Source organism: Flavobacterium cerinum (genome assembly GCF_024496085.1).
Lineage (GTDB): Bacteria > Bacteroidota > Bacteroidia > Flavobacteriales > Flavobacteriaceae > Flavobacterium > Flavobacterium cerinum_A.
Map to the genome: position 1 here is coordinate 3,380,822 of NZ_CP101751.1, position 26,789 is coordinate 3,407,610.

Genomic DNA, 26,789 nt, shown 5'->3' on the forward strand with positions numbered 1-26,789 from the left:
ATGGAAACAATTTGTGCTATTCATGTTCCCGGAAAAATGACTATCGGTTTGGAGTTTCCACTCGATAACGACTGGTCGTTGGAAGGAGAAAAAAAACGCAGTACATCCGGTCGCCCGTTTGGAATACCCGATATTAGCCGGCACGCAGAATACATCCGGCTAGCAGATCAGTTAGGTTATGCAGCTCTTTGGATGCGTGAAGTTCCGGTTTATGATCCCGGTTTCGGCGATGGCGCGCAACTTTTCGATACTATAGCCTACTTAGGTTACATTGCCGGAATTACAAAATCAATCACGATCGGTACAGCCGCTATTGTTTTACCCTTACACGATCCGTTACAATTGGCGAAAGCCGTAGCTTCAATCGAAAAACTATCCGGAAGCCGGTTTTTATTTGGTGTCGGACTAGGTGATCGTCCCGTAGAGTTCCCTTTATTCGGATACGATTTTGAAACCCGTGCGGAACGTTTTCGTCATAATTATACCATTATAGAAGAAGCGTGGAAACCGGAAAGCAATCTGAGCTTATATTACGAAGGTTTAAATCAAAACATTCAACTATTTCCAAAGCCCGACAATCCAATTCCCTGGATCCTTGCCGGACGCGCACAACAAAATATGGAATGGATCGCCCGTAATATGCAGGGATGGTTTAACTATCCCCGGCCGGTGGCAGAAACATCAGAAATGATCATTGATTGGCGTAATACTTTATACGACAACAATCAGGCCTCTAAACCTTATATTACGGCTTTTCATCTGAATCTTTTATCAGATGACGATGCTCCCTTTCGTCCGCATCGTTTCGGAGGAGCCGTAGGCATAAACAATTTGTTGCCTTTAATGAAGGAGTATGAAGAAGCCGGTGTTAATCATATGGCACTTCATCTTCGAAAATCAGAAACACCGATTAAAGACGCAATTGAAAAGATTGCAATCAAAATTTTACCTCATTTTAATCCAAAAGAAGAAAAATATGCTTTTTAAAAAATATTTACTCGGAAAACTCGAGTTACAAAACCGAATCGTTATGCCTCCTATGACCCGTTCGAGAGCGGCAAAAGAGGATATTGCCACATCACTTATGGCCGAATATTACCGTCAAAGAAGTACTGCCGGTTTAATTGTATCCGAAGGGACACAAATTAGCCGTCAGGGCCAGGGATATGCCTGGACTCCGGGTATTTACACAACCGAACAAATAGCAGGATGGAGAAAAGTTACCGATGCCGTACATAAAGAAAACGGAATTATTTTCGCTCAGCTATGGCATGTTGGACGTGTTTCTCATATCTCCTTACAGGAAAACAACCAACCGCCGGTTTCTTCAAGCGAACTGGTAGCGGAAGGTGTTTCCGTTTTTATTGATCCGGAAGGCAGAGGACCTGAAAACGGTGTCGGAGAAATGATACAACATTCCAAACCGAGAGCTTTAACGCAACCCGAAATTCAAGCCATTATAAAGGATTATGCCCAAGCGGCTCAAAATGCTATTTCAGCCGGATTTGACGGTATTGAACTGCATGCCGCCAACGGATATTTGATCAATCAATTTATTGATTCACAAGCTAATAATCGTACGGATAATTACGGCGGTTCTCTCGAAAATCGGCTACGCTTTTTAAAAGAAGTAGTTCAGTCCATTACAGCGGCTATCGGTAACGAAAAAGTTGGCGTTCGTCTGGCGCCGTTAACTACGCTACAAGGAACAGTTGACGATAACCCGGTTGAAACCTATACCGAAGCCGTCAAACTTCTGGAAACCTTACAGGTAGCTTATATTCATATTGCTGAAGCCGACTGGGAAGATGCTCCTGTAATGGAAGTCGCATTTAAAGAAAGCATAAGAGCTCATTTTTCCGGTACTTTGATTTATTCCGGAAAATATACAAAAGAACGAGCCGAGGAAGCCCTGCAACAAGGTTGGGCTGATTTAATCGGTTTCGGGCGACCTTTTATTGCTAATCCGGATCTTCCCTACCGACTAGAAAACGATTTACCGCTAAATGAACCCAAACGAGCGTATTTCTTTGGCGGAAGCGTTACCGGTTATACCGATTATCCTTTTTATAACACAACAACAAATACCTTTTAATTCCAATACTAATTAATATAATATGAGAAATTTAGGAAAATCTGCTATAGAAGTATCCCCCATAACATTAGGTGCTTTTGCCATAGGCGGAACGATGTGGGGCGGAAATGAGAAAAAAGATTCAATTGCGGCTATACAAGCCTCCGTCGATAATGGTGTTACGAGTATTGATACCGCTCCTTTTTACGGATTCGGATTGAGTGAAACCATGATCGGAGAAGCAATTAAAGGTCGTGATCGCAGTAAAATTCAGCTTCTGACTAAATTCGGTTTAGTTTGGGACGGCAGTAATAACGGTAAAGGAGAATACTTTTTTGATGCCGACGGACAGCCTATTTACAAATATGCTTCAAAAGCGAATGTTATAAAAGAAGTTGAAGAAAGTCTGAAGCGTATGAATACGGATTATATTGATCTGTTACAATTGCACTGGCCGGACAACACTACTCCGATTTCTGAAACGATGGAAGCTATGGAAACCCTTATTCAACAAGGAAAAATTAAAGCAGCCGGTGTTTCCAACTATAGTGTGACGCAACTGGAAGAAGCTCAAAATTTTGTAACTTTAGCATCCAATCAGGTTGCTTACAGTATGCTAAACCGGGCGATTGAAAAAGAGGTAGTTCCATATAGTATTGATCACAATATCGGAATTATAGCTTACAGTCCGATGGAACGCGGATTATTGACCGGAAAATATTTTAATGACGGAAAATTATCCGAAACCGACCATCGAAACGGTTATTTCGGTCAATATGATCTTGAAAAGGTAAAACATTTTTTAAATGCCATTCAACCTATAGCCGAAGCAAAAAACAGTACATTAGCACAATTGGTTTTGCGCTGGACTTTACAACAACCCGGAATTACTGTTGTTTTGGCCGGAGCCCGAAATGCGGAACAAGCCATTTCAAATGCCGGAGCTTTACATTTTGAGCTTTCAGGTGAAGAAATTCAATTTATCAATAACCAACTTAATACATTATAATAGTACATGAAAAAGATTTTAATACTACTAACCGGTCTGAGCTTACTCTTAAATGGTTTTAATGCTTCGGCCCAAACCAAAAAAGCAGGAACAATGAAAAAGAAAATCTTATTTGTAGTCACCAGCCACGACCAGAAAGGAAATACCGGACAGGCCACGGGTTACTATCTTAGTGAAGTGTCCCATCCCTGGGAGGTATTGCATAATGCCGGATACGAGATCGACTTTGTAAGTCCGAAAGGCGGTAAAGCACCGGTAGACGGTTTTGATTTAAAAGATCCGATTAATAAAAAATTCTGGGAAGACAAAGTTTATCACGCCAAAGTAGAAAACACAATGAAACCATCGGAGGTTAATCCTAAAGAATATGTTGCGATCCATTATGCCGGTGGTCACGGTGCGATGTGGGATTTACCCGATAACAAGGAAATCGCGGCTATAGCAACAAAAATTTATGAAAACAACGGTATTGTGAGCGCAGTTTGTCATGGACCGGCCGGATTAGTAAACATTAAACTAAGTAACGGCAAATACCTGATCGACGGTAAAAAAGTAAACGGTTTTACCAATGAAGAAGAAATTGCCGTAGGTCTGGAAAAAGTGGTTCCGTTTATGTTGGAAGATCAATTAAAAGCCCGTGGTGCTAAATTTGAAAAAACAGCCAACTGGCAATCGCATGTTGTTGCTGATCAACGTTTGGTAACCGGTCAGAATCCGGCTTCAGCGGAAGCTGTCGGAAAAACGGTATTATCCGAGCTGAAAAAATTATAAGAATACAGCTCTATCAAAAAACGCGCTATATTTATACTATAGCGCGTTTTTTTTACAACTTGATCAGTTTTTGCTGACTAGTCCTTCCGTCAACATGTATCGTTTTTAGTATATAACTTCCTTTAGATAAGAAAGCGACATCCACTTCATTTAATCCGGCAGACAGGCTTTTTTCCAAAACCTTTTGTCCGGTCAAAGTATAACCGTAGACTTTCATATCCGGACGGGCTCCTTCTATAAAAATCCTGTCAGCAACCGGATTAGGATAAATTTTTAATCCCGGGAAAACTGTATTTTGATCCGGAACAGAAAGCGTTCCTACCGTAATCGTTTTACACGTTGTATCAACCCCGCAATTATTGGTAACTTCAAGGCAAACCGTATAGCTTCCCGGTACAGCATAAGTATAAGAAGGATGTAATTCAGAACTGGTTTGTCCGTTTCCAAAGTCCCAATGCATTGTTGTTCCGGTGAAATCCGATCCGTTTAAAAAATTAACCTGATTCGAATTCGTTCCGGAAACCTGACTCGTAAAACCAGCTAACGGTAATCGGCAATCACAGGAAAAACCGTATTTCGCCAGGAAAAAATCAGAAGAACCTCCGATAGTAGTCAAGGTTTGGTTCCCTATAAATAAATCATTGGCAAAATACCCTCCGAATAGTAAATCGTGTCTTCTAAACTGCATCGTTGTTATTCCGTCATAAAATCCGTTTCCTTCAATGCGATCTAATTTTTCCAGATTTCCGTTATTTTTATCCAATATTGCAAACCATCCGTCTTGTCCGTTACTGCTAAGCGATCGATCATCCCAATGCATTTCGGTCGCAAAAACGCCTCCTAAAGCTACTTTATTATGATTTACGCTTCCACCGAGGGTAAAACACATCGGCATGGCATATCCGCTTTTTCCCCAAATACGATTCCCGAGACGATCCATCTTTATTACAAAGTTAGCAACATGTGACGGGTTAAATCCTAATGGATTTTCAAAAACAAACCCGTCAAAACTATCTCCAAGTGCTCCTTTTCCGAAAAAATAAAGATTGCCATCATCTTCATCAATACTGATTTTACATTCCGACGCTGTATTATTCAACTGTGTCAATACCTGACTTTTTTTATGCCAAAGGTATTCTCCTTCAGGATTAAAACAGGCAATATACATTTTGGAATTAATCTCTTGTCCGCCCAGATAAAGTACATCCGACCCGGCACCGGTGTTCGGAGGAACCAAGCTTCCGCTGATATAATAATTTCCCGTATCCCAATGTCTTTTAAAAAACAAAGCATCAACAATAAAATATTGATTCGTTTGTGAAAAATCGGCATTAAGCTGATGCACTTCCTGTAAGATCCCTTCTCCGTCATATTTTAAAACATATAATCTGTTTTGTCCCGATCCGTCCGGGATTTTTATAGTGGTATCGGCTAACTTACTACCCGGCGGAAATAGCGCTAACAGGTAAATATTTCCGGTTCTGTCAATATCCATATCAACAATAGCGGTACGACTATAAGACCAACCGGTTATGGTGTCCGATTGTATCATTTTGGTCCATTTTAACGTTCCGTCCGTTTTGTACTGACTTAAAAACAAGGATTGAAAACCTGAAGCCGGTAAAATGGTATCATTTCCAAAATTGACCGGATAACTGTATCGGTTTATACTACCTGTCAGATATACTTTATCCTGATAAACACCGATTGTTTTACCGGTATCTCCTGCATTTCCGCCAATAATTTTTGCCCAGCGCGGTTGACCGTTACAATCCAGACTACCTAATAGTATATCGGTATGCATGGCATCATGTCCTTCTCCTATTACCTGATCTCCCAAACGGATATCATTGCGAAAAACCGGCGAAAAAAAATAGACATTGCCATCTGTATCCGTACTCATCTTTTCGACGCGTTCTGTCAACCCGATCTGTCCGTTATCCGAACTTCCTCCTCCGGTTCCCCATTGCATTTGCGGAGTCGTTTGTGCCATCGCAAAAAACGGAAAAATCAACAGTAGTAGTTTTATTTTCATTGATTTTCAGATTGGTTTGTTTTCAAATATATTATTTTCCTGATACAAAATGCGAATTCCAACTTTTGACAGACTGAATATCACATTATTACAATAACCTCTAAAAAATATCACAAGCTGTTTCATTTAAATCACGTTAGAAAATTGTTTGCTTGCTTTGCCGGAATTTCCCTTCCCTTCGTTACTCGAATACTACCGAAATAAATAGTTCGAACTTAAAAAGTATGTTCAAACTATACAATCCGACATTTTTAAAATTGGTGAACAAATGTTAGTTCAAAAAATTCTTTCCTTTTTAATACATTTGTGACTGTAAAAGAAATGATGTTTTATGAATGCCAAGCTCCATTTACGAACGGTTAACGTGACCCGTTATATTACCCCGTTGCGGGAAGGCGGATCACTTCCGGCATTAGCGGAAGCCGACGATGATTTTAAATATGTCCTTAAATTCAAAGGAGCCGGTCACGGCAGTAAAGCCTTGATTGCCGAACTTATCGGTGGTGAAATTGCCCGTGCTCTCGGACTTCGGGTTCCTGAAATCGTATTTGCAAATCTGGACGAAGCATTCGGAAGAACAGAAGCTGATGAAGAAATACAGGATCTTTTACAAGGAAGTCAGGGATTAAATCTGGCCTTACATTTTCTATCCGGTGCCATCACATTTGACCCGGTTGTTACTGATGTTGACCCGGAACTGGCTTCACAGATTGTATGGTTAGATGCTTTTATCACTAACGTTGACCGTACATTTCGTAATACCAATATGCTAATCTGGCACAAAGAATTATGGTTAATCGATCACGGTGCTTCCTTTTACTTTCATCACTCCTGGCATAACTGGGAGAATCATGCAAAAAGCCCGTTTGCACTGATTAAAGATCATGTTTTATTACCCAAAGCTTCCGAACTGGATCGTGTTGATCAAAAGTATAAAGCTTTATTAACCGAAGAAAAAATTCGCGAAATCGTTAATCTGATTCCGGACGAATGGCTATTATGGGATGATAACAGGGACACACCCGAAGAGTTGAAAGAAGTTTACATACAGTTTTTACTGATGCGAAAAAACAATTCCGATATTTTTATAAAAGAAGCTCAAAATGCAAGACAAACACTTATATGAATATGCAGTGATTCGCGTTTTGCCTAGGGTTGAGCGCGAAGAATTTTTAAATGTCGGCATTATTCTTTTTTCTAAAAGTGCCAAATACATTAAAGTTCGTTATGCTATTAACGAACAAAAATTACTTATGTTTTCTGATGATCTGGATATCGAACAACTTCAGTTGAATCTGGAATCTTTCGAAAAAATTGCACACGGTGACAAAAACGGAGGTCCGATTGCACAGTTGGATATTCCGTCCCGTTTTCGATGGCTAACAGCAGTGAGAAGCTCCGTCATTCAGACTTCAAGACCGCATCCCGGTTTTTGCGGTAATCTGGATGGTACCATCGAACGCCTTTTTACCGAGTTGGTCTTATAACACTTAATGCGAAACGCTATTGGAGTACAAATTAATAATCAGTACACCTATAATAATAAAAAGTATACCGATTACGGCCGGGAAATCCAATGACTGGTTGTAAACTAGGTAACCGATACCCGAAATAAGGACAATTCCCAGGCCGGACCAGATTGCATAAGCAATTCCTATAGGTAACGTTTTTAATGTTAACGACAAAAAATAGAAGGCTGCTGCATACCCTAAAACGGATATAACACTAGGCCACAATCGGGTAAACTGCTCCGATGATTTTAAAGCACTAGTGGCAATTACTTCAAAAATGATTGCAATTAATAAAAATAGGTATTTCATGTTTTTCTATTAAAAGTTTAAAGTTACGTTTTTAAAGTGACTTCTTTTTATATTATAATTCTACTTAAAAATACTCAAAAGCAAACATTTCCAAAACTCCGTGATTATGAGTAGCTCTTCATGGTGAAAAATACAAGCTAATCCGTTTTCTTTGTTTTATACATAAAGCACTTGTATTGTTTTGTTTATGATGTATTGTTTTGTAGTATTTTTTCAGCATCACTACTAAGTCCTTATCTAGTTTATTTTCAGTATTTATTAAGGGATTAAATGATACGTGTTTTATGTAAGCTTTAAGACAGTCAGATCCAATCTGGCTGTCTTTCTAAAAAAACCTCATATTAAATAAAATTATTCTGATTTCATTTGGAGCCGAACATTTTAAGAATTACACTCCTGAATCATTTTTACAAGCCATTCCCTTAATCTGTTCGGTTTTAAATGAAGAAACTCCATCCTTTTCTACAGCCAATTATCCGATTTAGGTTACTACCGTTTTTCCGGTTATTCCAGCGACTTTTATTAAAAATATGTCTTTGTGATGAATCTCATTTCATACCTAAACAACACAAAAATCATCACAAAACATTATTTTTATAACCTTTTTTGATATTTTAAATCAAAAATTGTAAAGTAAACAGATAAAATTCACTCCTTTTTAGTAAACATTCGTATCTTTACCAAGCCCCATTTCTTTTTAAAATCTGACTAAATAATTTTTTAATTATGCCAATTTTAATAAGAACAACATCGAATAACAAGGACTTTAAAGGACTTGTTGTTTTACTGGATCACGAGCTTAAGATCAGGGATGGTCAGGATCATTCTTTTTTTGCTCAGTTTAATAAGATCGATAAAATAAAACATGTTGTTTTAGCATACAAAGAAGACAAAGTTGTTGGTTGTGGTGCTTTAAAACAGTATTCAGACGATAAAACTGAAATCAAAAGAATGTATGTTCATCCTGATTTTCGTGGTCGAGGCATTGCCGGAGAAATACTAAAGGAATTGGAAAAATGGGCTATGGAATTGTTTTTTTCCGAATGCATTTTAGAAACAGGAAAAAAACAGATTGAAGCCGTTCGGCTTTATGAAAAGTCCGGATATCATCCTATTCCAAACTTTGGGCAATATGAAGGAATAGAAAATAGTGTTTGTATGAGGAAAGTCATTTTATAATCCTATTGCATACAAATTATTTATTTTTTGCAATAAAAAAAGAAGTTTAAAACTTCTTTTTTTATTGATACCTTTTATATTGTCTTATAAATCCTGTGTATCGGAATTACTACTCCTTGTTTCAAAATAATACGTTCATCCGTAACACCCCAAATCGTTGTTTCAACTACTTTTTTAGAAATATTATCTTCAAAATAAATTTTAATCTTACCGTGTTCCAAATTTCCCAGTGCTAATGCCCGGTTTAAATCTTCTATACGGCGTTTAATTGCTGTTCCGTCATCTTCCAGTACGTCATTTTCAGGGAAATTCAAAGTCTCTATTATTTCCTTGCTAACTATTTCAAAATTTGTGTCCATAAGTTCTTTGCTCATTAAATAAATACTCACATATATTAACTAAATTAAAAAATTTTCCCTTAAAGATTTCACAAAAAAGTATTAAAAAAGCCACACTTTCGCATGGCTTTCATTTATACCCTTGATTTATATTACTTTATATACGTTTTATTTCCGTTATCATTAATATAATATCTTCCGCCACGTGGTCCGGTGTATACTTTTTTCCCGTTATACGTACCGGTTACCTTATCTTCAGTAGCTACTTTTGCTGTTTTCACCTGGTCTTTTACAGCAGTTACTTTTTTAGTTTCTGCAGTCGCTGTCTTCTTAGCATCTGCTTTAGTTTCACTTACCGCTTTAGTTGCTTTTTCTTTTACGCCCTTAGTTTCATCTTTAGTCGTTTTATTTGCTTCCGCTTTGGTATCCGCTACTTTTTTAGTCGTTTTATCTTTTATCGCTTTGGTATCGTCTTTGGCTTCTTTCTTAGCAGTTGCCTTAGTTTCATCCATTTTCTTTTTGGCCTTAGTTGTCTCGGTATCCGCTTTTTTAGTTGCTTTCTTCACTGCTGCTTCCTGAGCGAAAACAGTTAATGAAAACACCATTAACAAACTGAAATAAATTGCTTTTTTCATAGTAACACTTTTTAGATTATTGTTTTTTTTTATTAAAAAAGTAAATATTACATATAAAATTACAAACAAAACCATTACAAATCATCAACAAAGCAGTGTTTTATTATTAGAATTTCATTAAAAAAGCCCCATCAACAATTGACAGGGCTAACTTGTATAGTAAATCACCAAAAATTAATAGGCAATCAGTTCTAATAATTCTTTTTCAAATCGTTGTTTCGGTAAGTATTGATCCTCCAGTGCTTTTACAAACGGAATGGCACTTTCCAAACTTCCCACACGTTTAACAGGTCCGTCCAGATACTCGAAACAATTTTCCATGATCATCGATGAAATATCGCTGGCAATCCCTCCAAACAAGGAATCTTCCTGAAGAATGATCACTTTTCCTGTCTTTTTAACCGAAGCATAAATCGTTTCCGTATCCAATGGTTGTAACGTACGTAAATCGATTAGATCGGCTTTTATTTCCGGGTAGCGGGATAACGTTTCCAAAGCCCAGTGTACACCGGCTCCGAATGAAATTACCGTTACTTCTTCTCCTTCTTTGATCAAAGCTGCTTTTCCAAACGGTATTGTATAATATTCTTTCGGTACATCCTGATAAATACTTCTATACAACTGTTTGTGTTCAAAATACATTACCGGATTCGGATCGTTAATTGCCGTATTTAAAAGTCCTTTAGCATCATATGGGAATGCCGGATATACAACTTTAAGTCCCGGTGTTTTAGTAAACCACGCTTCATTTGTTTGCGAGTGAAACGGTCCGGCTTGTGTTCCGCCTCCGCAAGGCATACGCACAACAACATCTGCATTTTCCTGCCATCTGTAGTGTACTTTAGCCAGATAATTTACAATCGGATTAAAACCGGTAGAAACGAAATCGGCAAACTGCATTTCTACAATCGCTTTATGTCCGTTAATCGACAATCCCATACCCGCAGAAACTACAGCACTTTCACAGATTGGTGTATTGCGAACACGCTCTTTTCCGAATTCTGCCACAAAACCGTCGGTAATCTTAAAAGCTCCGCCGTATTCTGCAATATCTTGTCCCATGATCACCAAATTCTCATGGCGCTCCATCGATTGTTTTAAACTTTGTGAAATAGCATCCACCAAACGAATATTTTCTACTTCTCCGTTATGATTAAATTCTTCAAAAGCATAAGGTCTGTATACATCATTTAATTCTTCATCCAGACTCGCTGTAATCTCCGGTTCGGCCTGAACTTTTGCCCAATGCTCGTCAATTTCTTTTTTGATTTCAGCACGATATGCTTCGTCCATATCCGGTGTTAAGACACCTGCTTCAGTAAGGAATTTACGATAATTATCAACCGGATCTTTAATCGCCCACATATCCATTAATTCCTGTGGTACATATTTCGTTCCGCTGGCTTCTTCATGTCCACGCATACGGAACGTTTTGAATTCTAATAATACCGGACGCGGATTTTCTCTCATGGAAGCGACTAACTCATCGATTTTAGTATAAACTTCCAGAATGTTATTTCCGTCAATAATATAGCTATCCATTCCGTAACCGATTCCTTTATCGGCCAGGTTTTCACAACGATATTGTTCATTTGTCGGCGTAGATAAACCGTAACCGTTATTTTCGATTACAAAAAGAACCGGTAGTTCCCAAACCGCTGCAATATTCAACGCTTCATGGAAATCACCTTCGGAAGTAGCGCCTTCACCGGTAAATACCGCTGTAACTTTTCCGTTTTTCTTTAATTTATTAGCTAATGCAATCCCGTCGGCAACGCCTAATTGCGGTCCTAGATGGGAAATCATTCCGATAATTTTATATTCCTGTGTTCCGAAGTGAAACGAACGATCCCTTCCTTTTGTAAAACCGTTTGCTTTACCCTGCCATTGCGAGAACAAGCGATATAACGGTATTTCTCTTGTAGTAAACACACCTAAATTACGGTGCATCGGTAAAATATATTCGTCTTTATCCAATACGGATGTAATTCCAACTGAAATAGCTTCCTGTCCGATTCCCGAAAACCATTTTGAAACTTTCCCCTGACGAATCAGGATTAGCATTTTTTCTTCGATCAGCCTTGGCTTGATTAATTTCTTATATAAATCTAATAGTTTTTCGTCACTTAGATTTTTCCGATCAAAATTCATGATGTTGTGCTTTGATTAAACGCTTCCAAAAGTATGAAAAAATAACCGTCACCCATGGAATTGTTTTCAAAATATTTTCCCAAAAAAACTGGTTGATCTTCCCTATTTCCGATCAAATCCCAATTGTTGATAACTTTCTAAATTTTATCTAAAAATTATTATTTACCTTTGTTTTATAATGGTTTCACAACCAAAAAGTTATTAACAAAATTTTTTAAGATGCAAAACATTCCTAGTGTTGACTTGCGTGATTTCCTATCGGACGACCCGGTACGTAAACAAAAATTTGTAAATGAAATCGGAAAAGCCTACGAAGACATCGGCTTCGTAGCATTAAAAGGTCATTTTTTAGATGATCAATTAGTTGATGAACTTTATGGTGAGGTTCGTAATTTTTTCAACTTACCGCTTGAGGTAAAAGAAAAATACGAAATTCCTGGAATTGGTGGACAGCGTGGTTATGTTTCTTTCGGTAAAGAACATGCCAAAGGAAGAAAAGAAGGCGATTTAAAAGAATTCTGGCATTTCGGTCAGTATGTGGAAAACAATCCGACATTGGAAGCCGAATACCCGGCTAACGTTACCGTTACAGAACTTCCTAAATTTAACACAGTAGGTAAAGAAGCCTACCAGATGTTAGAAAAAACCGGAGTATATGTTTTAAGAGCTTTGGCTTTATACCTCGGTCTTGACGAATTCTATTTTGACAATTACATTAAAAACGGAAACAGTATTCTGCGACCTATACACTATCCTCCTATTACACAGGAGCCTGAAAACGCGGTTCGTGCCGCAGCTCACGGTGATATCAACCTTATCACTTTATTAATGGGTGCTCAGGGCAAAGGACTACAAGTTCAAAATCATAACGGTGAATGGATTGATGCTATCGCTCAGGATGACGAATTAGTGATCAATGTAGGCGACATGCTTTCCCGTCACACCAACAATAGATTAAAATCCACGATTCATCAAGTGGTAAATCCGCCGAGAGAATTATGGGGTACCTCCCGTTTTTCAATTCCGTTTTTTATGCATCCGATAAGCGAAATGCCGCTTAACTGCCTGGAAAACTGTATTGATGCCGAGAATCCGAAACGTTACGACGATATTACCGCCGGTGATTTCTTATACGAACGTCTGGTTGATTTGGGCTTAATTAAAAAATAATTCTTATTTTTATAAAATTGTAAAAGGCATTGGGTTTTACGCTCAATGTCTTTTCTTTTTGAACATTTTTGAAATGCACTGCCGCATTTAATTCATTTACATTATGGCAAAAAAAATCAGCAGTTTGGAAGACTTAGGTGGATTTGTTTTTTCTACAAACAAGGATTTTGAATTTAATAACGAACAAGAACAGGAAGAAACGCTTTCGCCCGGCGAACAGCGACTGGAAGCCCATCTTGATAAAAAAAACCGCGGCGGAAAAGTCGCTACTATTATCAAAGGTTTTTCCGGTAATGAAGACGACTTAAAAGCTTTAGCCAAAAAACTTAAAACACTTTGTGGTGTGGGTGGCGCAGCAAAAGACGGCGAAATTATTATTCAAGGAAATTTCCGCGACAAAATCATGGATTTCCTGACTAAAGAAGGATATAAAGTAAAACGCGTAGGCGGTTAATAAAAAATACAGCAATGACAGCAATTAAATCATCAGAATTAATTCTGAATCCTGACGGAAGTGTTTATCACTTAAACCTGAAACCTGAAAACATCGCAACGGATATCATTTTTGTTGGTGATCAGAACCGGGTTTCCAAAATCACGCAACATTTCGATACGGTTGAATTTTCGACACAAAAACGCGAATTTAAAACCGAGACCGGTACTTATAAAGGAAAACGCCTAACGGTAATGTCAACCGGAATTGGTCCGGACAACATTGATATCGTGATGAATGAACTGGATGCTTTGGTGAATATCGACTTAAACACGCGAACCATCAAACCACAATTAACATCACTTAATATTGTCCGCATCGGAACATCCGGCTCTTTACAAGCTGACATTCCGGTAGACAGCTTTGTTATGTCGGAATACGGTTTAGGATTAGACAACATGCTTCGCTCCTATATTATTGATTCCGTTTCCGAAAAAGAAATTGAAGATGCTTTTATAGCGCATACCAACTGGGACATGCGAAAAGGACGTCCTTATGTCGTTAAAGGCAGTACAAAACTGGCTGACAAAATCGAAAGTAACGAAATTCACAAAGGATTTACCGGAACAGCCGGTGGTTTTTACGGCCCGCAAGGACGCATATTACGTCTTGGAATTCAAGATGAGGAATTAAACGCTAAAATGGACAGTTTTAATTATAACGGCACACGAATGACCAATCTGGAAATGGAAACCGGCGCAATTTACGGACTAGCCAGCTTACTTGGTCACGAAGCATTATCATTAAACGCTATCATTGCCAATCGTGCCAACGGTACTTTTAGTGACGATCCTTATAAAGCGGTCGATGCACTTATTGTCTATACCTTAAATAAATTGGTTAACTAAATGCATTCTCCGGCAGCCCAATTATTTTCAGAAATCAGCGCTTTTGAGCGCCAGTTTCAACAAGGACACATTTCCGGTTTCGAGATCAAATCCTCCGAAACCAAATGGTCTAAAAAGGAAATATTGGGCCACCTGATTGATTCCGCGCTTTATAATCTGCAACGTTTTACCGAAATTCAATATGCAGAAAAGCCTTATCCGGTTCGACCTTACAATCAGGACGAATTGGTAAAAGCCAATCGTTATCAGGAGCGGGAAAGCACCGAATTACTAGCACTTTGGTCCGGTTTAAATAAACAGATTGCCTTTATCATGCAACATCAAACGGAAGAGACATTCGCTTTTTCGTTGCTTTTGCCGGACAAAACAGTATCCGATTTGCGTTTTCTAATGACCGACTATATTCATCATTTACAACATCACCTAATCGAAATACGAAAATGAAACCCATAATCAAAACAGACAGACTTATCATTCGGGAATTACAATCTTCAGATGCGCAAGGGATCTTTCTGATGGATTCCAATCCTGCCGTACATGAGTTTTTGGGCAAATCACCCATTACAACATTGGAAGAAGCCCAGAACGCTATTCTTTTTATCCGAAAACAATATGAGACGAACGGTATCGGGCGTTGGGCTATGCTTTTAAAGGATACAAATGAATTTATCGGTTGGACCGGGTTAAAACTAATAAATACTGAAACCGTTAACGGACATCAGAATTTCTATGAATTGGGTTACCGCCTTAATCAGGATCACTGGCGCAAAGGATATGGTTTTGAAGCCGCTAAAGCCTGTCTCGATTATGCTTTTTCCGAAATGCAATTAGACAAGGTGTATGCTTATGCTGAAAGCGGCAACATCGGATCCCAAACTATATTACAAAAATTACAACCGGTACATACCGAATCGTTCCCATATGACGGAGTAGATCATATCTGGTTTGAATTTCAAAACAACAAAATCGGCAGTTAAACCTGCTGATTTTTTTTTAATATTTCCACACCATTCAGATAATCCGACGGGCGTTGTCCCAATATCTTATAAAATGTATTACTGAACGTCGGGATACTATTATATCCGACCGCAATAGCCACCTCATTAACCGGTAACCGTTTTTCTAACAGCAATTCAATAGCCTTTAACATTCTTCGGATGGTAAAAAACTGTATAAAAGACATTCCCAGGTCTTTCTGAAATAAACGATATAATGAGCGTTCGCTAAATCCAAATTTCTCTGCCAGTTTGGAAAAGAAAATGGTATCATCAAGATGATCATCTAAATAAGCGATCACTTTCAGTAATCTTTTATCTTTCGCGGTCGGCAGTGCTAATGGTAAATTGGTTTCACAAATTTCCGGCAAAATCGCCTTAATTGCTCTTGCGATAAAAAAGTTCCGACTTCCTTTTTTCAGATTCCCGTTCCAGCGATTCGTAAACAACATCATTTGCAGTAATAAATCGTTAACCGGGTAAATTCCTTCACTATCATAAAAAGAATGTTCGTTTTTATCGACCGGAAAATACAGATTTCGCATCATTACATTTTCCGAACTCGGATGAATGCTATGCGCAATATTATGCGGAATCCACATAAAATGACGAGCCGGTAAAAAATACGTTTTTGTTTCTGTAGTCACATAAACAATCCCTCCTTCCGTATAAAGTAACTGTGCTTTTTCGTGTTTATGGGTCGGAATAAGCAACTCTCCCATCAAATCATGATGACAGTAAATACTGTTTTTATCAGTATCTACCTCTTTGGTATAATACTTCTCTGCCTTTACATTTTCGTTTTCCATGCTGTCCGAAATGAATATTTTTTTGTCCTATAACGATAATAAGCTGCTAAATTATTTCTTTAAAATTGTAGACTAAACCAATCAGAACAAAAACAAACAAAGATTTCGTTAACAAAACTTTATTTTTTGGTTTAATTTTTTATCAAAAAATCAATTTATGAACCCAGAAAGAATTCAATTTCAAAAATACAAAGACAAAGTTATTTCCGCTCATCAGGCCGCTGCTTTTTTTCAAGATAAAATGGTAGTCGGTTCGAGTGGTTTTACTAAAGCCGGCGACAGTAAAGCGGTTTTACCTGCTTTTGCTTTACGAGCGGAGCACGAATCGATCGGGATTACCCTGATTACCGGTGCTTCTTTAGGCCATACAACCGATGCCGATCTCGCCCGAAGTAATGCATTATATAAACGAATGCCTTTTCAGGTTGATCCGGTCATGCGGGGAAAAATTAATAGCGGTGACATCTTATTTATCGATCAACACCTCAGCGAAACGGCAGAATTACTCGAAAACAAACATTTACCGCAACTTGATTTTGCGATTATTGAAGCCACTTATATTGATACCGACGGAAATATCATCCCGACAACTTCCGTTGGAAATTCCGCCACTTTTGCCCATTTGGCCGACAAGATCATTATTGAAATCAACACGTCAATTCCTTTTGAATTTAAAGGAATCCACGATATTTATATACCAACCCACTACCCTAACCGTGATGTGATTAACATTACGGCTTCCGATGACCGTATTGGCTCAGATGTTATTAAAATTGACTCCGATAAAGTGGTCGGAATCGTGTTTACCGAAATTCCGGATAGTCCGGCGCAAACTACAGCTCCGGATCCTAAAACCACTGCCATCGCTAATCACTTACTGGCCTTTTTTGAAAAAGAGATACAAAGCGGGCGTTTAACAAAATCTTTGATGCCATTACAGGCCGGTATCGGTAAGGTGGCCAATGCGGTATTATCGGGACTTGCGAAAGGGGATTTCGAAAATCTGGTTATGTATTCCGAAGTATTACAAGACAGTACATTCGAATTGATCGATACCGGAAAAATGACCTTTGCATCCGCCTCTTCAATCACCGTTTCGGAGCCTTGCTATAATCATCTTCTGAAAAATTTTGATCAGTATAAAGATAAAATCGTACTTCGTCCTCAGAATATCAGTAATTCCGCAGAAGTAATCCGACGTTTAGGGATTATCGGAATCAATACAGCTATAGAATTTGATATCTACGGAAATGTCAATTCAACTCATATTTCCGGTACCAAAATGATGAATGGTATCGGCGGTTCCGGAGATTTTGCCCGCAATGCCTACCTGAGCATTTTCGTAACCCAGTCGGCTTCGAAAGACGGCAATGCCATTTCACACGTTCTTCCTATGGTATCGCATACCGATCATACGGAACACGATGTTGACATTCTGGTTACCGAACAAGGTCTGGCGGATTTACGCGGACTCGCTCCACGGGAAAGAGCACGGGTTATCATCCGGAATTGTGCTCATCCTGAATATCGCGAACAATTACTGGACTATTTTGAACGAGCCTGCGAACGTGGCGGACACACCCCTCATATTCTCGAAGAAGCTTTTAATTTCCATACAAGATACCTGGAAACAGGCACTATGAAACAAAATTGCCTTGTAACCTACCCGGTGTAAGGTAACATTTGTGTTGTTTTTCTTTGTTTATTTGCGAAAACTTTCCCCAATAGTAAATTTATTTATTATATGGGGAATGTTTATTTTTAACCCCTTCTTATCGTAAAAATTTATTTACTCTTACTATCTTAGCAATTAATTTTTTCACATGAAAACAATTCGAATTGCAGGTGTACCCGAGCATTTTAACTTACCTTGGCATTTGTGCATAGAAAACGGCGAATTTAATGAAGTTGACATTGATTTACAGTGGACTGACGTACCGGAAGGAACCGGAAAAATGTGTCAGATGCTCCGCGACAACGAAACGGATATCGCCATCATCCTAACCGAAGGTATCCTAAAAGATATTACCAACGGAAATCCAAGTCGTATTGTACAAATCTATGTGCAGTCTCCTTTACTATGGGGTATTCACGTAGGTGCTAATTCCGTTTATCAAAAAACGGCTGATCTGAAAGAGAAGAAAGCCGCGATAAGCCGAATAGGATCCGGTTCGCAACTGATGACTATTGTGAATGCGAAAAATGAAGGATGGGATACCGAAAATCTGCCTTTTGAAATTGTCAACACCATTGATGGTGCTGTTGCAGCTTTAACCGAAGGAAAAGCGGATTATTTTATGTGGGAACGTTTTATGACCAAACCATTGGTAGACAACGGTACGTTTCGTCATTTAGGCGATTGTCCGACTCCATGGCCCTCTTTTGTAATTGCCGTTCGGGAAGAAGTTTTGGAAAAAGACCAACATGTGATTGATCAGATACTCGATATTATCAATACAACCACCAGTGAGTTTAAAGATATTCCCAGTATCGACCGAACTTTAGCCAATCGTTTTAATCAAAAAACCGAAGATATACAGGAATGGTTGCGTCTTACCCGATGGTCGCAAAAAAGACCGGATAAGAAAACCTTCGAAAAAATTCAGAATCAACTATTTGATTTAAAGATAATCGATACCAAAGCCGCTTATGAATCCGTTATAAAATAAGTATTTACAAGCCATCTGTAAAAAATGACTTCATCTGAAAAGACCAAGATCCAGAAAATAAAAGAAAAGCTTTCTTTGCCAAAGCCCTGGGACAGTGTTGTCATTTTTTTCCTTAATATCCTGATTGCTATTCCGATTTTCATCATTGTCCATCAGAATATTATTGATCCGGAATGGTTTTTACATATCGACCGGGTTTTACTCTTTATCGCAATACTAGTGATTATTCAGCTCTTGTTGCGAATGCTTAAAACCGTTATCATAATCTGTATTTTTCTGTATTTATTAGCTTTAATCTGGGGCACTCTATTTGGCGGATATGGCTTTTATTCCGTTTTTGAAGATTACCGTGCGATGGTTTATACGATGTCAGAAGATGCTAATCCACAGGATATCATTATCGCTAAGTTACTTCCGTTTCCTAACAAATCGAAAATTATCGATGCTGTCGATTACACGAATCCCAAAGTTCGGAATTTTGCATTAAAGGCTACGACTCTACATTTTCAGGATGTAAAAGGTTTCCGCGAATACCGTCAGACCATTCAGTGCTTTGCTGTTTTTGCAGAAGTAAAAAAACGCTGGAACTACGTAAACGATCCGAAAGGAAGAGAATACATCGCTTCTGCCAGCGAATCCATACAGCATTTTTCCGGCGATTGTGACGATCACGCTATCCTTATGGCAGCTCTTATTCGTGCAATTGGCGGTACACCGAGAATTATCCATACCGGAGGCCATCTTTATCCGGAAATGCTAATCGGAACCAAAGCCGATCTGGAAAACGTGATTTACCTGATTAAGGAAGTTTTGTTCAAAGATGAAAGTAAAGGAAAAGAAATCAATTACCATATCGATGAGCGTGGACAAATTTGGCTTAACCTGGACTATACCGCCAAATACCCCGGCGGTCCGTTTATGTCGGAGGAAATTTTAGGGGAGTTAACCTTTTACTAGATTACCAGTTAATTTCAGGTTTCCCTTTTTGTTGTAGAAAACCATTTGTTTTACTAAAATGTTTGTTACCGAACCATAGTCCGCGATTGGCACTTAAAGGCGACGGATGTCCGGTTTCCAATACAAAATGTCGGCTTCTGTCAATTTTAGCTCCTTTTTTCTTGGCAAAACCACCCCAAAGTAGAAATACCACATCCTGTTTATCCTCAGAAATTTTTTGGATTACAGCATCGGTAAATTCTTCCCATCCCTGATTCTGGTGACTTCCGGCCATACTTTCCCGAACCGTTAGTGTGGCATTAAGCAATAATACGCCCTGATCAGCCCAACGCTCCAGATTTCCGGTTTTAGGAAAAGGAATCCCTAAATCGGCTTCAATTTCTTTGAAAATATTAATTAATGACGGCGGAAAGGAAATTCCGTCACTAACCGAAAAACAAAGCCCGTTAGCCTGATTCGGTCCGTGATAAGGATCTTGTCCGATAATAACTACTTTTACGTTATCGTAGGTACAATGATCAAATGCAGCAAAAATATGATTCCCTTTAGGATAACAACGGGTTTGGGCATATTCCTGTTTTACAAAAGTGATTAGCTTTTCAAAATACGGTTTATCAAATTCGGCGGATAATACATTTCCCCATGACGGGTGGATATTTACTTGCATTTTACTGTTTTTTTTACCAAAAATACTATTTTTAGCAGACTTTTTGCCATACCGATAACGCATCTTCTTTGTAAATTTGCAATTCAATTTAAAAAAATGATTTCAATTACCGATAAAACCCTTCAGGATTTAGAATTTAAAACCATACTGGAAACCGTTTCGGATTCATGCAATACCGAGATCGGAAAACAGAAGGCTCTTGAAATTACACCGTTTCGAGACGAAGAGACACTCATGAATGCTTTAAAGCAAACATCGGAGTATGTCGCTTCCTATACGAATAATAACGTCATCCCGAATCACTATTTTGATGCGATTCATAACGAACTGAAATATTTAGCTATTGAAGACAGTTTTCTGGAATTAAGTAGCTTTCGAAAAATAAGTGCACTTTCCGATACTGCTAATACCCTAATCCTCTTTTTAAAAAAATTCGAGGATTACTACCCAAAATTGTACTTACGAGCGTCAGAAATCGAGTTAACCAAGTTTATTATTCAGAAAATTGACGAGGTAGTAGACAAATACGGCGAGATAAAAGACAATGCTTCACCCGACTTAGTTGAAATCCGTCGTAATATGAATCTGGTACGCGGTAAAATCAACCAAAGTTTCGGTTCCGCCCTGTCCAGTTATAACAGCATGGGTTATTTGGATGATATCCGGGAAACTATTGTCGACAATCGTCGCGTACTCGCTGTACTGGCCATGTATCGTCGTAAAGTAAAAGGTACGATATTAGGCAGTTCCAAAACCGGAAGTATTACCTATATCGAACCGGAAGCGACATTGCGTTATTCACGCGAATTGAGCAATCTGGAATACGAAGAACGTGAGGAAATCACCCGTATTTTAAAGCAATTAACCAATGCGATCCGTCCTTATATCGGACTTTTAAAAGAATATCAGGAATTCCTGAGCGACATTGACGTAATTGCTTCCAAAGCAAAATATGCGAATAAAATAAACGGATTGCTACCCAAAATTTCAACTGAAAAAAGGTTGTATTTCCGGGAAGCCTACCATCCGATTTTGTATTTAAACAATAAGCAGAAAAATGCGCCTACGTATCCGCAAACAATAGAGCTGACCGATGAAAACCGGATCATTGTGATTTCCGGTCCAAATGCCGGCGGTAAAAGTATCACGCTAAAAACCATCGGTTTATTACAATTGATGTTACAGAGCGGTATTTTAATTCCGGTTCACGAACGAAGCGAAACCTTTTTATTTGACCGGATTTTGACTGATATTGGCGATAACCAATCGATCGAAAACCATCTGAGTACGTATAGCTACCGCTTAAAAAACATGAATTATTTCCTAAAGAAATGCAATGCCAAAACCTTATTCCTTATCGATGAGTTCGGTACCGGATCCGATCCTGAGTTGGGTGGTGCATTAGCCGAAACTTTTCTGGAAGAATTCTATCACCGGGAAGCCTTCGGTATTATTACCACGCATTATACCAATCTAAAAATATTGGCCAATGAATTGCCGTTTGCGACCAATGCCAATATGCTATTCGATGAAAAATCACTGGAACCGATGTATAAATTACATCTGGGACAAGCCGGTAGTTCCTTTACCTTTGAAGTAGCACAGAAAAACGGAATCCCTTACGGATTGATCAATCGGGCTAAAAAGAAAGTGGAAGGCGACAAAGTGCGTTTTGACAAAACGATAGCCAACCTTCAGAAAGAGCGTTCCCGACTTGAAAAAACTTCTCAGAATCTAAAAGAAGAAGAAACCCGGGCACGTGAGGAAAGCAAGAAAATGGAAGGGATTAATACCAAAATCCAGCAAAAACTGGAAAGCTATCAGGAGTTGTTTGACTCCAATCAGCGTTTGATCTATATGGGTCAGAAACTAGACGATATTTCCGAAAAGTACTTTAATAATAAGAACAAAAAAGAGTTAATCGGCGAATTTCTGAAAATGGTTGAAATTGAAAATTCCAAGCGTAAAAAAATTACTGCTAAGGAGAAAAAAGCCAAAGAAGTCGTTCAAAAAGAGATTATAGAAGAAGTAAAAGAAAAGGTTGAAGTTATCCGAAAAGAGAAAAAGGAGAAGAAAATAAAAGCCATTCAGGAAGAAAGCAACAAGCCTAAAATCCCGCTTAAGGTAGGCGATCGTGTTCGTATGATCGACGGAAAAGCAGTGGGCAGCATTGATGCAATCGAAAAGAACAAAGCCACTGTTAATTACGGTATTTTCACTTCCAAAGTAGCATTGGACAATCTGGAACTGGTAGAACGCAAAAAATAGAGTATGGAAGGATTGCCACAAAACAAAAAAATTGTGCTTTTTGACGGCTTCTGTAATTTATGTGACAGTTCCGTTCAATTTATCATCCGACACGATAAAAATGATGTATTTCGATTTTTACCGATACAATCAGAATTAGGCCAACAAGTGATTCGTTATATCGGAGTGGATACAGCTAAAACGGATAGCATTATTCTATATGAGCCCGGTATATCCTACCATTATAAAGCCGATGCCGCTATTTCGATAGCCAAAACAATCGGAGGTCTCTATTCCTTTTTAGGTTTATTCAGCTGGATTCCAAAACCGATTTCTAATGCTGTTTATGACTATGTTGCTAAAAACCGTTATAAATGGTACGGCAAAAAAGACCAGTGTATGTTACCGAGTCCGGAAATAAAAGCAAAATTTTTATAACCTGATAATTATCATCGTTTTATCCTTTTTTTGGAGCTAGATTTGAATAATCTAATCCCTAAAAAAATAAAAAATGATACGCCTCTTTGCTTCACTCTACTCCTGGACATCCGGAGCTTTTATTATGATCGGTATCTTTTCGTTTGTCATTTTTTCGCTTGTAGCCTACGTTTTTATTATGATGAACAACGATAAAAAGAAAAAAGAGCGGGATTAGCAATTAATTCCGCTCTTTTTCTATTAAGCTAAAAAAAATTATTTTTTAATAATCTTTTTAGTCGCTACACCTTCATTCGTTGTAATATTCATAAAATAAACACCCGAATTCAGGTCTGCTATATTTACCTGAGCTTCCGAAACAGCGTCTAATTTTACTGTTTTTACCGTTCTTCCGTTAATATCATTAATTGCAATTGCATCAACCAATACATTACCGTTATTAGCCACATTTACCACATCATTAGCCGGATTAGGGAAAACCGTGAACTTAGAAGCTAAGAAATCGTCAGTTGAAGCCGTAGTCATAGCAAGAACAGCAACATCATCAATACTCAATAGATTCTTGTCGTTGTTATTATTTCTCCAGGCAATATAGATATTCTGCCCGGCAAATTGTGACAATGAATACGATCTATTCTGCCAGGTATTCGCCTCAGATGCAGTGTTGTAAATCACATTTGTAAAATCCGCAGCGTTTGTTCCTGTAGTCGATACTAACAAGCTATATCCATCCTGATACGTCGGATCTGAATCTCCCGATTTCGCTTTAAAGGCAACTTGAATCTGGCTGTTAGCAGGAAGTGTAATTTGCGGCGTGATCAACCATCTGTTAGCTTGACCGGCCGGGTTAAACCACGATGTTGTTGAAGCCACTTTATTCCCCGGTTCTGAATTCCAGGTTACCACAGCCCATGCATTCGTTCCGAAAACCGTTGCATAATTTCCATTTGGTGTTAATCCGTCAAGATTACGTAACGTCCATCCTGTTAGTGCTGTATTCAATTCAAAATTTTCTTCAAAAATTGTTGTTGTTTGTGCATTTCCTGCAAACATGGTTCCCAGCAATAAGCCGGCAAAAAGTAAAGTTTTTTTCATTGTAATCTGATTTTCTTTTGTTTTAATAAAACTACCTTTTAAAATTTAAGAAAAAAAGTACATAAATGTTAATTCAAAATAAGAACAACAACATGTTAATACTTGATTAAAAAACGTATTATTAACTTAATGTTTTAGTAAAAATTCATTCTTTTAATACTTTTTATCTCCTATATGAGAAAAAAAATATTGTTTTTTTTACAATACACCTAACTTTTCACAAACAATACCTCCCCATTAAAGTCAAATTCCTATTTTTTTAATAAAAAAAGAGCGGGATTAACAAGTAGTCCCGCTCTTCACAATACAAATCAGAAAAATTAATTATTTTTTGATAATCTTTTTAGTCGTTACACCTTCATTGGTTGTAATATTCATAAAATAGATACCAGCGTTTAATTCAGCTACATTCACCTGAGCTTCAGTAACTGCATTTAATTTAACGGTTTTTACTGTTCTTCCGTTAATATCATTGATTGCAATTTCGTTTACTAAAAGATTATTGCTGTTTGCTACCGTTACTACATCATTTGCCGGGTTAGGGAAAACTGTAAATTTAGATGCTAAGAAATCTTTTGAAGAAGCTGTAACTTCTGTTAATCCGTTTAGAGTCACAGTACCTGTCCAAATTCCACCGGCACCTTCTTCAAAGTAGGCATTACCTAACCAAACGGTATAAGTTGTTCCGTCAAAATTAATAGGTGTCGTTAAATTAACCGTTCCGCTCACTGGTGTTCCCGGTTCGTCAGAATCTCCGTTTGCCCATAAAAAGCTCTGACTCGCATAAAGATCTTCATATCCTCCGATTTGCAAAAGTCCGGTTGAGTTAATGTCTCCATTAGCAGTAACATAAACAGTTAAATCGTTAGCATAAGTCTCTAAAGCCGAATTGTTAAGTACTGCATTTATCGTAACACTAGTTAGTGTCCCCTGAAATTCTCCGATCTCATTAAGCTTAAAAAACATTCCGCTCTCAATAACCAGATTGTTAAACGGAACTGTTGTTGATTGTGCAAATGTTGTGTTTATTGATGCCAACACAAGGCATAAAAAAAGTAATGTTTTTTTCATTATAAATTGGTTTTGTATTACTAAAAGTAAAATTACCTATTAAAATTTAAGAAAAAAACCACAAAAATGTTAATTCAAAATAAACATAACCTTACGTTAACGAATAAAAAAAAACCTTAATATTAACTTAAGGTTTTATCAAAAATTTATTTTTTTAATATTTTTATCACTTGCGTAAGAAAAAATCTAACAGGACAATTGCAGCCATTGCCTCGACAATTGGCACCGCACGTGGCACAACACAAGGATCATGACGTCCTTTCCCCTGTTGTTCAATCAAATTTCCTTTATTATCAAGCACTTCTTGTTTCTGCATAATTGTTGCCACCGGTTTAAAAGCCACCCGGAAGTAAATATCCATACCATTACTTATTCCTCCCTGAATACCACCGGACAAATTGCTTTTTGTAGTTCCGTCCGGATTATACGGATCATTATGCTCACTTCCTTTCATTTTAGCGCCGCAAAAGCCACTTCCGTATTCAAATCCTTTTACGGCATTAATAGATAACATGGCTTTACCTAACTCCGCATGTAATTTATCGAAAACCGGTTCTCCCAAACCAATCGGTACATTTTGAATCACACAGGTTACCGTACCGCCAACCGTATCACCCGCTTTACGAATCTCTTTTATATACGCTTCCATTTTTTCGGCTGAGGCCAAATCCGGACAACGTACCGCATTACTTTCCGTCAACGAAAAATCCAGTGCCTGATAAGGCTTATCGATAAAAATATCTCCTACCGACGATACAAATGCGTTGATTTTAATTTCCGGCATGGCTTGTTTTGCAATTGCACCGGCTACAACTCTACTGGCTGTTTCACGGGCTGAACTGCGTCCGCCTCCGCGATAATCCCGGATTCCATATTTTTGTTCGTATACATAATCAGCATGGCTCGGACGATACGTATCTTTTATATGTGAATAATCATCCGATTTCTGATTGGTATTCGGTACAATAAATCCTATTGGCGTACCTGTTGTTTTTCCTTCAAAAATTCCGGATAAAAATTGCACTTCATCTTCCTCTTTCCGTTGCGTAACGATTGCCGATTGTCCCGGTTTTCTGCGTTGCATTTCCTTTTGAATTGCTTCAAAATCCAAAGCGATACCTGCCGGGCATCCGTCAATAATTCCACCTAAAGCCTCTCCATGTGATTCTCCGAATGTGGTTATTCTGAATAATGTTCCATATGTATTTCCTACCATAACGCTTGTTTTTCACAAAAATAAGCTATTCTGCTCGCTTACCAAAAATAAACTTTTCTCAAAAAACTAATATTTATTTAATGTTTCATTAAATTTTTAATA

The 26,789-nt window shown here is 38.1% G+C and carries 28 protein-coding genes; 18 read left to right on the forward strand and 10 right to left on the reverse strand.

Annotation, left to right across the window (positions count from 1 at the left end):
- From NOX80_RS15180 to NOX80_RS15195, 4 genes are read left to right on the forward strand one after another with little or no spacing between them, the layout of a single operon-like run.
- A complete protein-coding gene (locus NOX80_RS15180) occupies positions 1-987 on the forward strand; it encodes a TIGR03571 family LLM class oxidoreductase (RefSeq protein ID WP_256550644.1) in 987 nt (328 codons plus the stop codon).
- Positions 977-2,095: an alkene reductase gene (locus NOX80_RS15185; protein ID WP_256550645.1), complete on the forward strand. Its 1,119-nt coding sequence runs from the start codon at positions 977-979 to the stop codon at positions 2,093-2,095. Before NOX80_RS15180 ends, NOX80_RS15185 begins: the two co-directional genes overlap by 11 nt.
- A gap of 22 nt (positions 2,096-2,117) precedes the next feature.
- On the forward strand, positions 2,118-3,083 hold the full coding sequence (locus NOX80_RS15190; RefSeq protein ID WP_256550646.1) for an aldo/keto reductase: 966 nt from the start codon (positions 2,118-2,120) through the stop codon (positions 3,081-3,083).
- Between the two features lie 6 nt (positions 3,084-3,089).
- Positions 3,090-3,854 carry a type 1 glutamine amidotransferase domain-containing protein gene (locus tag NOX80_RS15195; protein ID WP_256550647.1) on the forward strand — a complete coding sequence of 255 codons (765 nt, stop codon included), beginning with the start codon at positions 3,090-3,092 and terminating at the stop codon, positions 3,852-3,854.
- Positions 3,855-3,906: 52 nt separating this feature from the next.
- Here NOX80_RS15195 and NOX80_RS15200 read toward each other — a convergent pair whose 3' ends face one another.
- Complete coding sequence (locus NOX80_RS15200; RefSeq protein WP_256550648.1) at positions 3,907-5,889, reverse strand: PKD domain-containing protein; 1,983 nt, start codon at positions 5,887-5,889, stop codon at positions 3,907-3,909.
- Between the two features lie 331 nt (positions 5,890-6,220).
- On the opposite strand from NOX80_RS15200, the gene NOX80_RS15205 reads away from it, so the two are divergent.
- Positions 6,221-7,015: a HipA family kinase gene (locus NOX80_RS15205; protein ID WP_256550649.1), complete on the forward strand. Its 795-nt coding sequence runs from the start codon at positions 6,221-6,223 to the stop codon at positions 7,013-7,015.
- Entirely contained in the window at positions 6,993-7,376 is a 384-nt protein-coding gene (locus NOX80_RS15210; protein ID WP_256550650.1) for a DUF3037 domain-containing protein, read from the forward strand. Before NOX80_RS15205 ends, NOX80_RS15210 begins: the two co-directional genes overlap by 23 nt.
- A gap of 3 nt (positions 7,377-7,379) precedes the next feature.
- Here NOX80_RS15210 and NOX80_RS15215 read toward each other — a convergent pair whose 3' ends face one another.
- Positions 7,380-7,709, reverse strand: coding sequence for a DMT family transporter (locus tag NOX80_RS15215; RefSeq protein WP_256550651.1), 330 nt, complete (start codon positions 7,707-7,709; stop codon positions 7,380-7,382).
- A 726-nt stretch (positions 7,710-8,435) separates the two neighbouring features.
- On the opposite strand from NOX80_RS15215, the gene NOX80_RS15220 reads away from it, so the two are divergent.
- Entirely contained in the window at positions 8,436-8,888 is a 453-nt protein-coding gene (locus NOX80_RS15220; protein ID WP_256550652.1) for a GNAT family N-acetyltransferase, read from the forward strand.
- A 74-nt stretch (positions 8,889-8,962) separates the two neighbouring features.
- Here the strand turns inward: NOX80_RS15220 and NOX80_RS15225 are convergent, their stop codons facing one another.
- The 3 genes from NOX80_RS15225 to NOX80_RS15235 all read right to left on the reverse strand — a co-directional run bounded on the left by NOX80_RS15225 (position 8,963) and on the right by NOX80_RS15235 (position 12,012).
- Positions 8,963-9,247, reverse strand: coding sequence for a hypothetical protein (locus NOX80_RS15225; protein ID WP_256550653.1), 285 nt, complete (start codon positions 9,245-9,247; stop codon positions 8,963-8,965).
- Between the two features lie 131 nt (positions 9,248-9,378).
- Positions 9,379-9,861 (reverse strand): hypothetical protein, encoded by a 483-nt coding sequence (locus NOX80_RS15230; RefSeq protein WP_256550654.1) that lies wholly within the window; start codon positions 9,859-9,861, stop codon positions 9,379-9,381.
- A 174-nt stretch (positions 9,862-10,035) separates the two neighbouring features.
- On the reverse strand, positions 10,036-12,012 hold the full coding sequence (locus NOX80_RS15235) for an alpha-ketoacid dehydrogenase subunit alpha/beta (protein WP_256550655.1): 1,977 nt from the start codon (positions 12,010-12,012) through the stop codon (positions 10,036-10,038).
- Positions 12,013-12,231: 219 nt separating this feature from the next.
- Here NOX80_RS15235 and NOX80_RS15240 point away from each other — a divergent pair, with 219 nt between their 5' ends.
- The 5 genes from NOX80_RS15240 to NOX80_RS15260 all read left to right on the forward strand — a co-directional run bounded on the left by NOX80_RS15240 (position 12,232) and on the right by NOX80_RS15260 (position 15,500).
- Positions 12,232-13,182 (forward strand): isopenicillin N synthase family dioxygenase, encoded by a 951-nt coding sequence (locus NOX80_RS15240; protein WP_256550656.1) that lies wholly within the window; start codon positions 12,232-12,234, stop codon positions 13,180-13,182.
- A 103-nt stretch (positions 13,183-13,285) separates the two neighbouring features.
- Positions 13,286-13,636, forward strand: a complete 351-nt coding sequence (locus NOX80_RS15245; RefSeq protein ID WP_256550657.1) for a translation initiation factor — start codon at positions 13,286-13,288, stop codon at positions 13,634-13,636.
- 14 nt (positions 13,637-13,650) lie between these two features.
- Complete coding sequence (locus tag NOX80_RS15250) at positions 13,651-14,523, forward strand: nucleoside phosphorylase (RefSeq protein WP_256550658.1); 873 nt, start codon at positions 13,651-13,653, stop codon at positions 14,521-14,523.
- Positions 14,524-14,967, forward strand: a complete 444-nt coding sequence (locus tag NOX80_RS15255) for a DinB family protein (protein ID WP_256550659.1) — start codon at positions 14,524-14,526, stop codon at positions 14,965-14,967. It begins immediately after the preceding gene.
- Positions 14,964-15,500: a GNAT family N-acetyltransferase gene (locus tag NOX80_RS15260; RefSeq protein ID WP_256550660.1), complete on the forward strand. Its 537-nt coding sequence runs from the start codon at positions 14,964-14,966 to the stop codon at positions 15,498-15,500. Before NOX80_RS15255 ends, NOX80_RS15260 begins: the two co-directional genes overlap by 4 nt.
- Here NOX80_RS15260 and NOX80_RS15265 read toward each other — a convergent pair.
- Positions 15,497-16,327, reverse strand: coding sequence for an AraC family transcriptional regulator (locus NOX80_RS15265; protein WP_256550661.1), 831 nt, complete (start codon positions 16,325-16,327; stop codon positions 15,497-15,499). The two genes, NOX80_RS15260 and NOX80_RS15265, sit on opposite strands and share 4 nt — an antisense overlap.
- A 157-nt stretch (positions 16,328-16,484) precedes the next feature.
- Here NOX80_RS15265 and NOX80_RS15270 point away from each other — a divergent pair, with 157 nt between their 5' ends.
- The 3 genes from NOX80_RS15270 (at position 16,485) to NOX80_RS15280 (ending at position 19,953) form a co-directional block, all read left to right on the forward strand.
- Positions 16,485-18,002 (forward strand): succinate CoA transferase, encoded by a 1,518-nt coding sequence (locus NOX80_RS15270; RefSeq protein ID WP_256550662.1) that lies wholly within the window; start codon positions 16,485-16,487, stop codon positions 18,000-18,002.
- Positions 18,003-18,150: 148 nt separating this feature from the next.
- Positions 18,151-18,996: a substrate-binding domain-containing protein gene (locus NOX80_RS15275; RefSeq protein ID WP_256550663.1), complete on the forward strand. Its 846-nt coding sequence runs from the start codon at positions 18,151-18,153 to the stop codon at positions 18,994-18,996.
- A 24-nt stretch (positions 18,997-19,020) separates the two neighbouring features.
- Complete coding sequence (locus tag NOX80_RS15280; RefSeq protein ID WP_256550664.1) at positions 19,021-19,953, forward strand: transglutaminase domain-containing protein; 933 nt, start codon at positions 19,021-19,023, stop codon at positions 19,951-19,953.
- 1 nt (position 19,954) lies between these two features.
- On the opposite strand, the gene NOX80_RS15285 is transcribed toward NOX80_RS15280, so the two are convergent.
- The gene (locus NOX80_RS15285; RefSeq protein ID WP_256550665.1) at positions 19,955-20,620 is read right to left on the reverse strand and encodes a uracil-DNA glycosylase; all 666 of its coding nucleotides are present in this window, start codon (positions 20,618-20,620) and stop codon (positions 19,955-19,957) included.
- Between the two features lie 96 nt (positions 20,621-20,716).
- On the opposite strand from NOX80_RS15285, the gene NOX80_RS15290 reads away from it, so the two are divergent.
- From NOX80_RS15290 to NOX80_RS15300, 3 genes are all read left to right on the forward strand, one after another.
- A complete protein-coding gene (locus NOX80_RS15290) occupies positions 20,717-22,888 on the forward strand; it encodes an endonuclease MutS2 (RefSeq protein ID WP_256550666.1) in 2,172 nt (723 codons plus the stop codon).
- A 3-nt stretch (positions 22,889-22,891) separates the two neighbouring features.
- Entirely contained in the window at positions 22,892-23,305 is a 414-nt protein-coding gene (locus NOX80_RS15295) for a thiol-disulfide oxidoreductase DCC family protein (protein WP_256550667.1), read from the forward strand.
- 73 nt (positions 23,306-23,378) lie between these two features.
- On the forward strand, positions 23,379-23,522 hold the full coding sequence (locus NOX80_RS15300) for a hypothetical protein (protein WP_256550668.1): 144 nt from the start codon (positions 23,379-23,381) through the stop codon (positions 23,520-23,522).
- Between the two features lie 38 nt (positions 23,523-23,560).
- On the opposite strand, the gene NOX80_RS15305 is transcribed toward NOX80_RS15300, so the two are convergent.
- The 3 genes from NOX80_RS15305 to aroC form a co-directional block, all read right to left on the reverse strand.
- Positions 23,561-24,400 carry a T9SS-dependent choice-of-anchor J family protein gene (locus tag NOX80_RS15305; protein WP_256550669.1) on the reverse strand — a complete coding sequence of 280 codons (840 nt, stop codon included), beginning with the start codon at positions 24,398-24,400 and terminating at the stop codon, positions 23,561-23,563.
- Positions 24,401-24,724: 324 nt separating this feature from the next.
- Positions 24,725-25,471, reverse strand: a complete 747-nt coding sequence (locus NOX80_RS15310) for a T9SS type A sorting domain-containing protein (RefSeq protein WP_256550670.1) — start codon at positions 25,469-25,471, stop codon at positions 24,725-24,727.
- 166 nt (positions 25,472-25,637) lie between these two features.
- Complete coding sequence (gene aroC / locus NOX80_RS15315; protein WP_256550671.1) at positions 25,638-26,687, reverse strand: chorismate synthase; 1,050 nt, start codon at positions 26,685-26,687, stop codon at positions 25,638-25,640.
- Between the last annotated feature and the right edge of the window lie 102 nt (positions 26,688-26,789).

What these genes read in the sequence shown, in the direction of transcription:
- NOX80_RS15290 (WP_256550666.1), top strand. Translation starts at nt 20,717, where the DNA reads ATGATTTCAATTACCGATAAAACCCTTCAGGATTTAGAATTTAAAACC.
- NOX80_RS15265 (WP_256550661.1), bottom strand. Translation starts at nt 16,327, where the DNA reads ATGGAAAACGAAAATGTAAAGGCAGAGAAGTATTATACCAAAGAGGTA.
- NOX80_RS15235 (WP_256550655.1), bottom strand. Translation starts at nt 12,012, where the DNA reads ATGAATTTTGATCGGAAAAATCTAAGTGACGAAAAACTATTAGATTTA.
- NOX80_RS15215 (WP_256550651.1), bottom strand. Translation starts at nt 7,709, where the DNA reads ATGAAATACCTATTTTTATTAATTGCAATCATTTTTGAAGTAATTGCC.
- NOX80_RS15225 (WP_256550653.1), bottom strand. Translation starts at nt 9,247, where the DNA reads ATGGACACAAATTTTGAAATAGTTAGCAAGGAAATAATAGAGACTTTG.
- NOX80_RS15270 (WP_256550662.1), top strand. Translation starts at nt 16,485, where the DNA reads ATGAACCCAGAAAGAATTCAATTTCAAAAATACAAAGACAAAGTTATT.
- NOX80_RS15260 (WP_256550660.1), top strand. Translation starts at nt 14,964, where the DNA reads ATGAAACCCATAATCAAAACAGACAGACTTATCATTCGGGAATTACAA.
- NOX80_RS15275 (WP_256550663.1), top strand. Translation starts at nt 18,151, where the DNA reads ATGAAAACAATTCGAATTGCAGGTGTACCCGAGCATTTTAACTTACCT.
- NOX80_RS15185 (WP_256550645.1), top strand. Translation starts at nt 977, where the DNA reads ATGCTTTTTAAAAAATATTTACTCGGAAAACTCGAGTTACAAAACCGA.
- NOX80_RS15240 (WP_256550656.1), top strand. Translation starts at nt 12,232, where the DNA reads ATGCAAAACATTCCTAGTGTTGACTTGCGTGATTTCCTATCGGACGAC.
- NOX80_RS15295 (WP_256550667.1), top strand. Translation starts at nt 22,892, where the DNA reads ATGGAAGGATTGCCACAAAACAAAAAAATTGTGCTTTTTGACGGCTTC.
- NOX80_RS15310 (WP_256550670.1), bottom strand. Translation starts at nt 25,471, where the DNA reads ATGAAAAAAACATTACTTTTTTTATGCCTTGTGTTGGCATCAATAAAC.
- aroC (WP_256550671.1), bottom strand. Translation starts at nt 26,687, where the DNA reads ATGGTAGGAAATACATATGGAACATTATTCAGAATAACCACATTCGGA.
- NOX80_RS15285 (WP_256550665.1), bottom strand. Translation starts at nt 20,620, where the DNA reads ATGCAAGTAAATATCCACCCGTCATGGGGAAATGTATTATCCGCCGAA.
- NOX80_RS15190 (WP_256550646.1), top strand. Translation starts at nt 2,118, where the DNA reads ATGAGAAATTTAGGAAAATCTGCTATAGAAGTATCCCCCATAACATTA.
- NOX80_RS15305 (WP_256550669.1), bottom strand. Translation starts at nt 24,400, where the DNA reads ATGAAAAAAACTTTACTTTTTGCCGGCTTATTGCTGGGAACCATGTTT.
- NOX80_RS15210 (WP_256550650.1), top strand. Translation starts at nt 6,993, where the DNA reads ATGCAAGACAAACACTTATATGAATATGCAGTGATTCGCGTTTTGCCT.
- NOX80_RS15205 (WP_256550649.1), top strand. Translation starts at nt 6,221, where the DNA reads ATGAATGCCAAGCTCCATTTACGAACGGTTAACGTGACCCGTTATATT.
- NOX80_RS15195 (WP_256550647.1), top strand. Translation starts at nt 3,090, where the DNA reads ATGAAAAAGATTTTAATACTACTAACCGGTCTGAGCTTACTCTTAAAT.
- NOX80_RS15220 (WP_256550652.1), top strand. Translation starts at nt 8,436, where the DNA reads ATGCCAATTTTAATAAGAACAACATCGAATAACAAGGACTTTAAAGGA.
- NOX80_RS15250 (WP_256550658.1), top strand. Translation starts at nt 13,651, where the DNA reads ATGACAGCAATTAAATCATCAGAATTAATTCTGAATCCTGACGGAAGT.
- NOX80_RS15230 (WP_256550654.1), bottom strand. Translation starts at nt 9,861, where the DNA reads ATGAAAAAAGCAATTTATTTCAGTTTGTTAATGGTGTTTTCATTAACT.
- NOX80_RS15180 (WP_256550644.1), top strand. Translation starts at nt 1, where the DNA reads ATGGAAACAATTTGTGCTATTCATGTTCCCGGAAAAATGACTATCGGT.
- NOX80_RS15300 (WP_256550668.1), top strand. Translation starts at nt 23,379, where the DNA reads ATGATACGCCTCTTTGCTTCACTCTACTCCTGGACATCCGGAGCTTTT.
- NOX80_RS15200 (WP_256550648.1), bottom strand. Translation starts at nt 5,889, where the DNA reads ATGAAAATAAAACTACTACTGTTGATTTTTCCGTTTTTTGCGATGGCA.
- NOX80_RS15255 (WP_256550659.1), top strand. Translation starts at nt 14,524, where the DNA reads ATGCATTCTCCGGCAGCCCAATTATTTTCAGAAATCAGCGCTTTTGAG.
- NOX80_RS15245 (WP_256550657.1), top strand. Translation starts at nt 13,286, where the DNA reads ATGGCAAAAAAAATCAGCAGTTTGGAAGACTTAGGTGGATTTGTTTTT.
- NOX80_RS15280 (WP_256550664.1), top strand. Translation starts at nt 19,021, where the DNA reads ATGACTTCATCTGAAAAGACCAAGATCCAGAAAATAAAAGAAAAGCTT.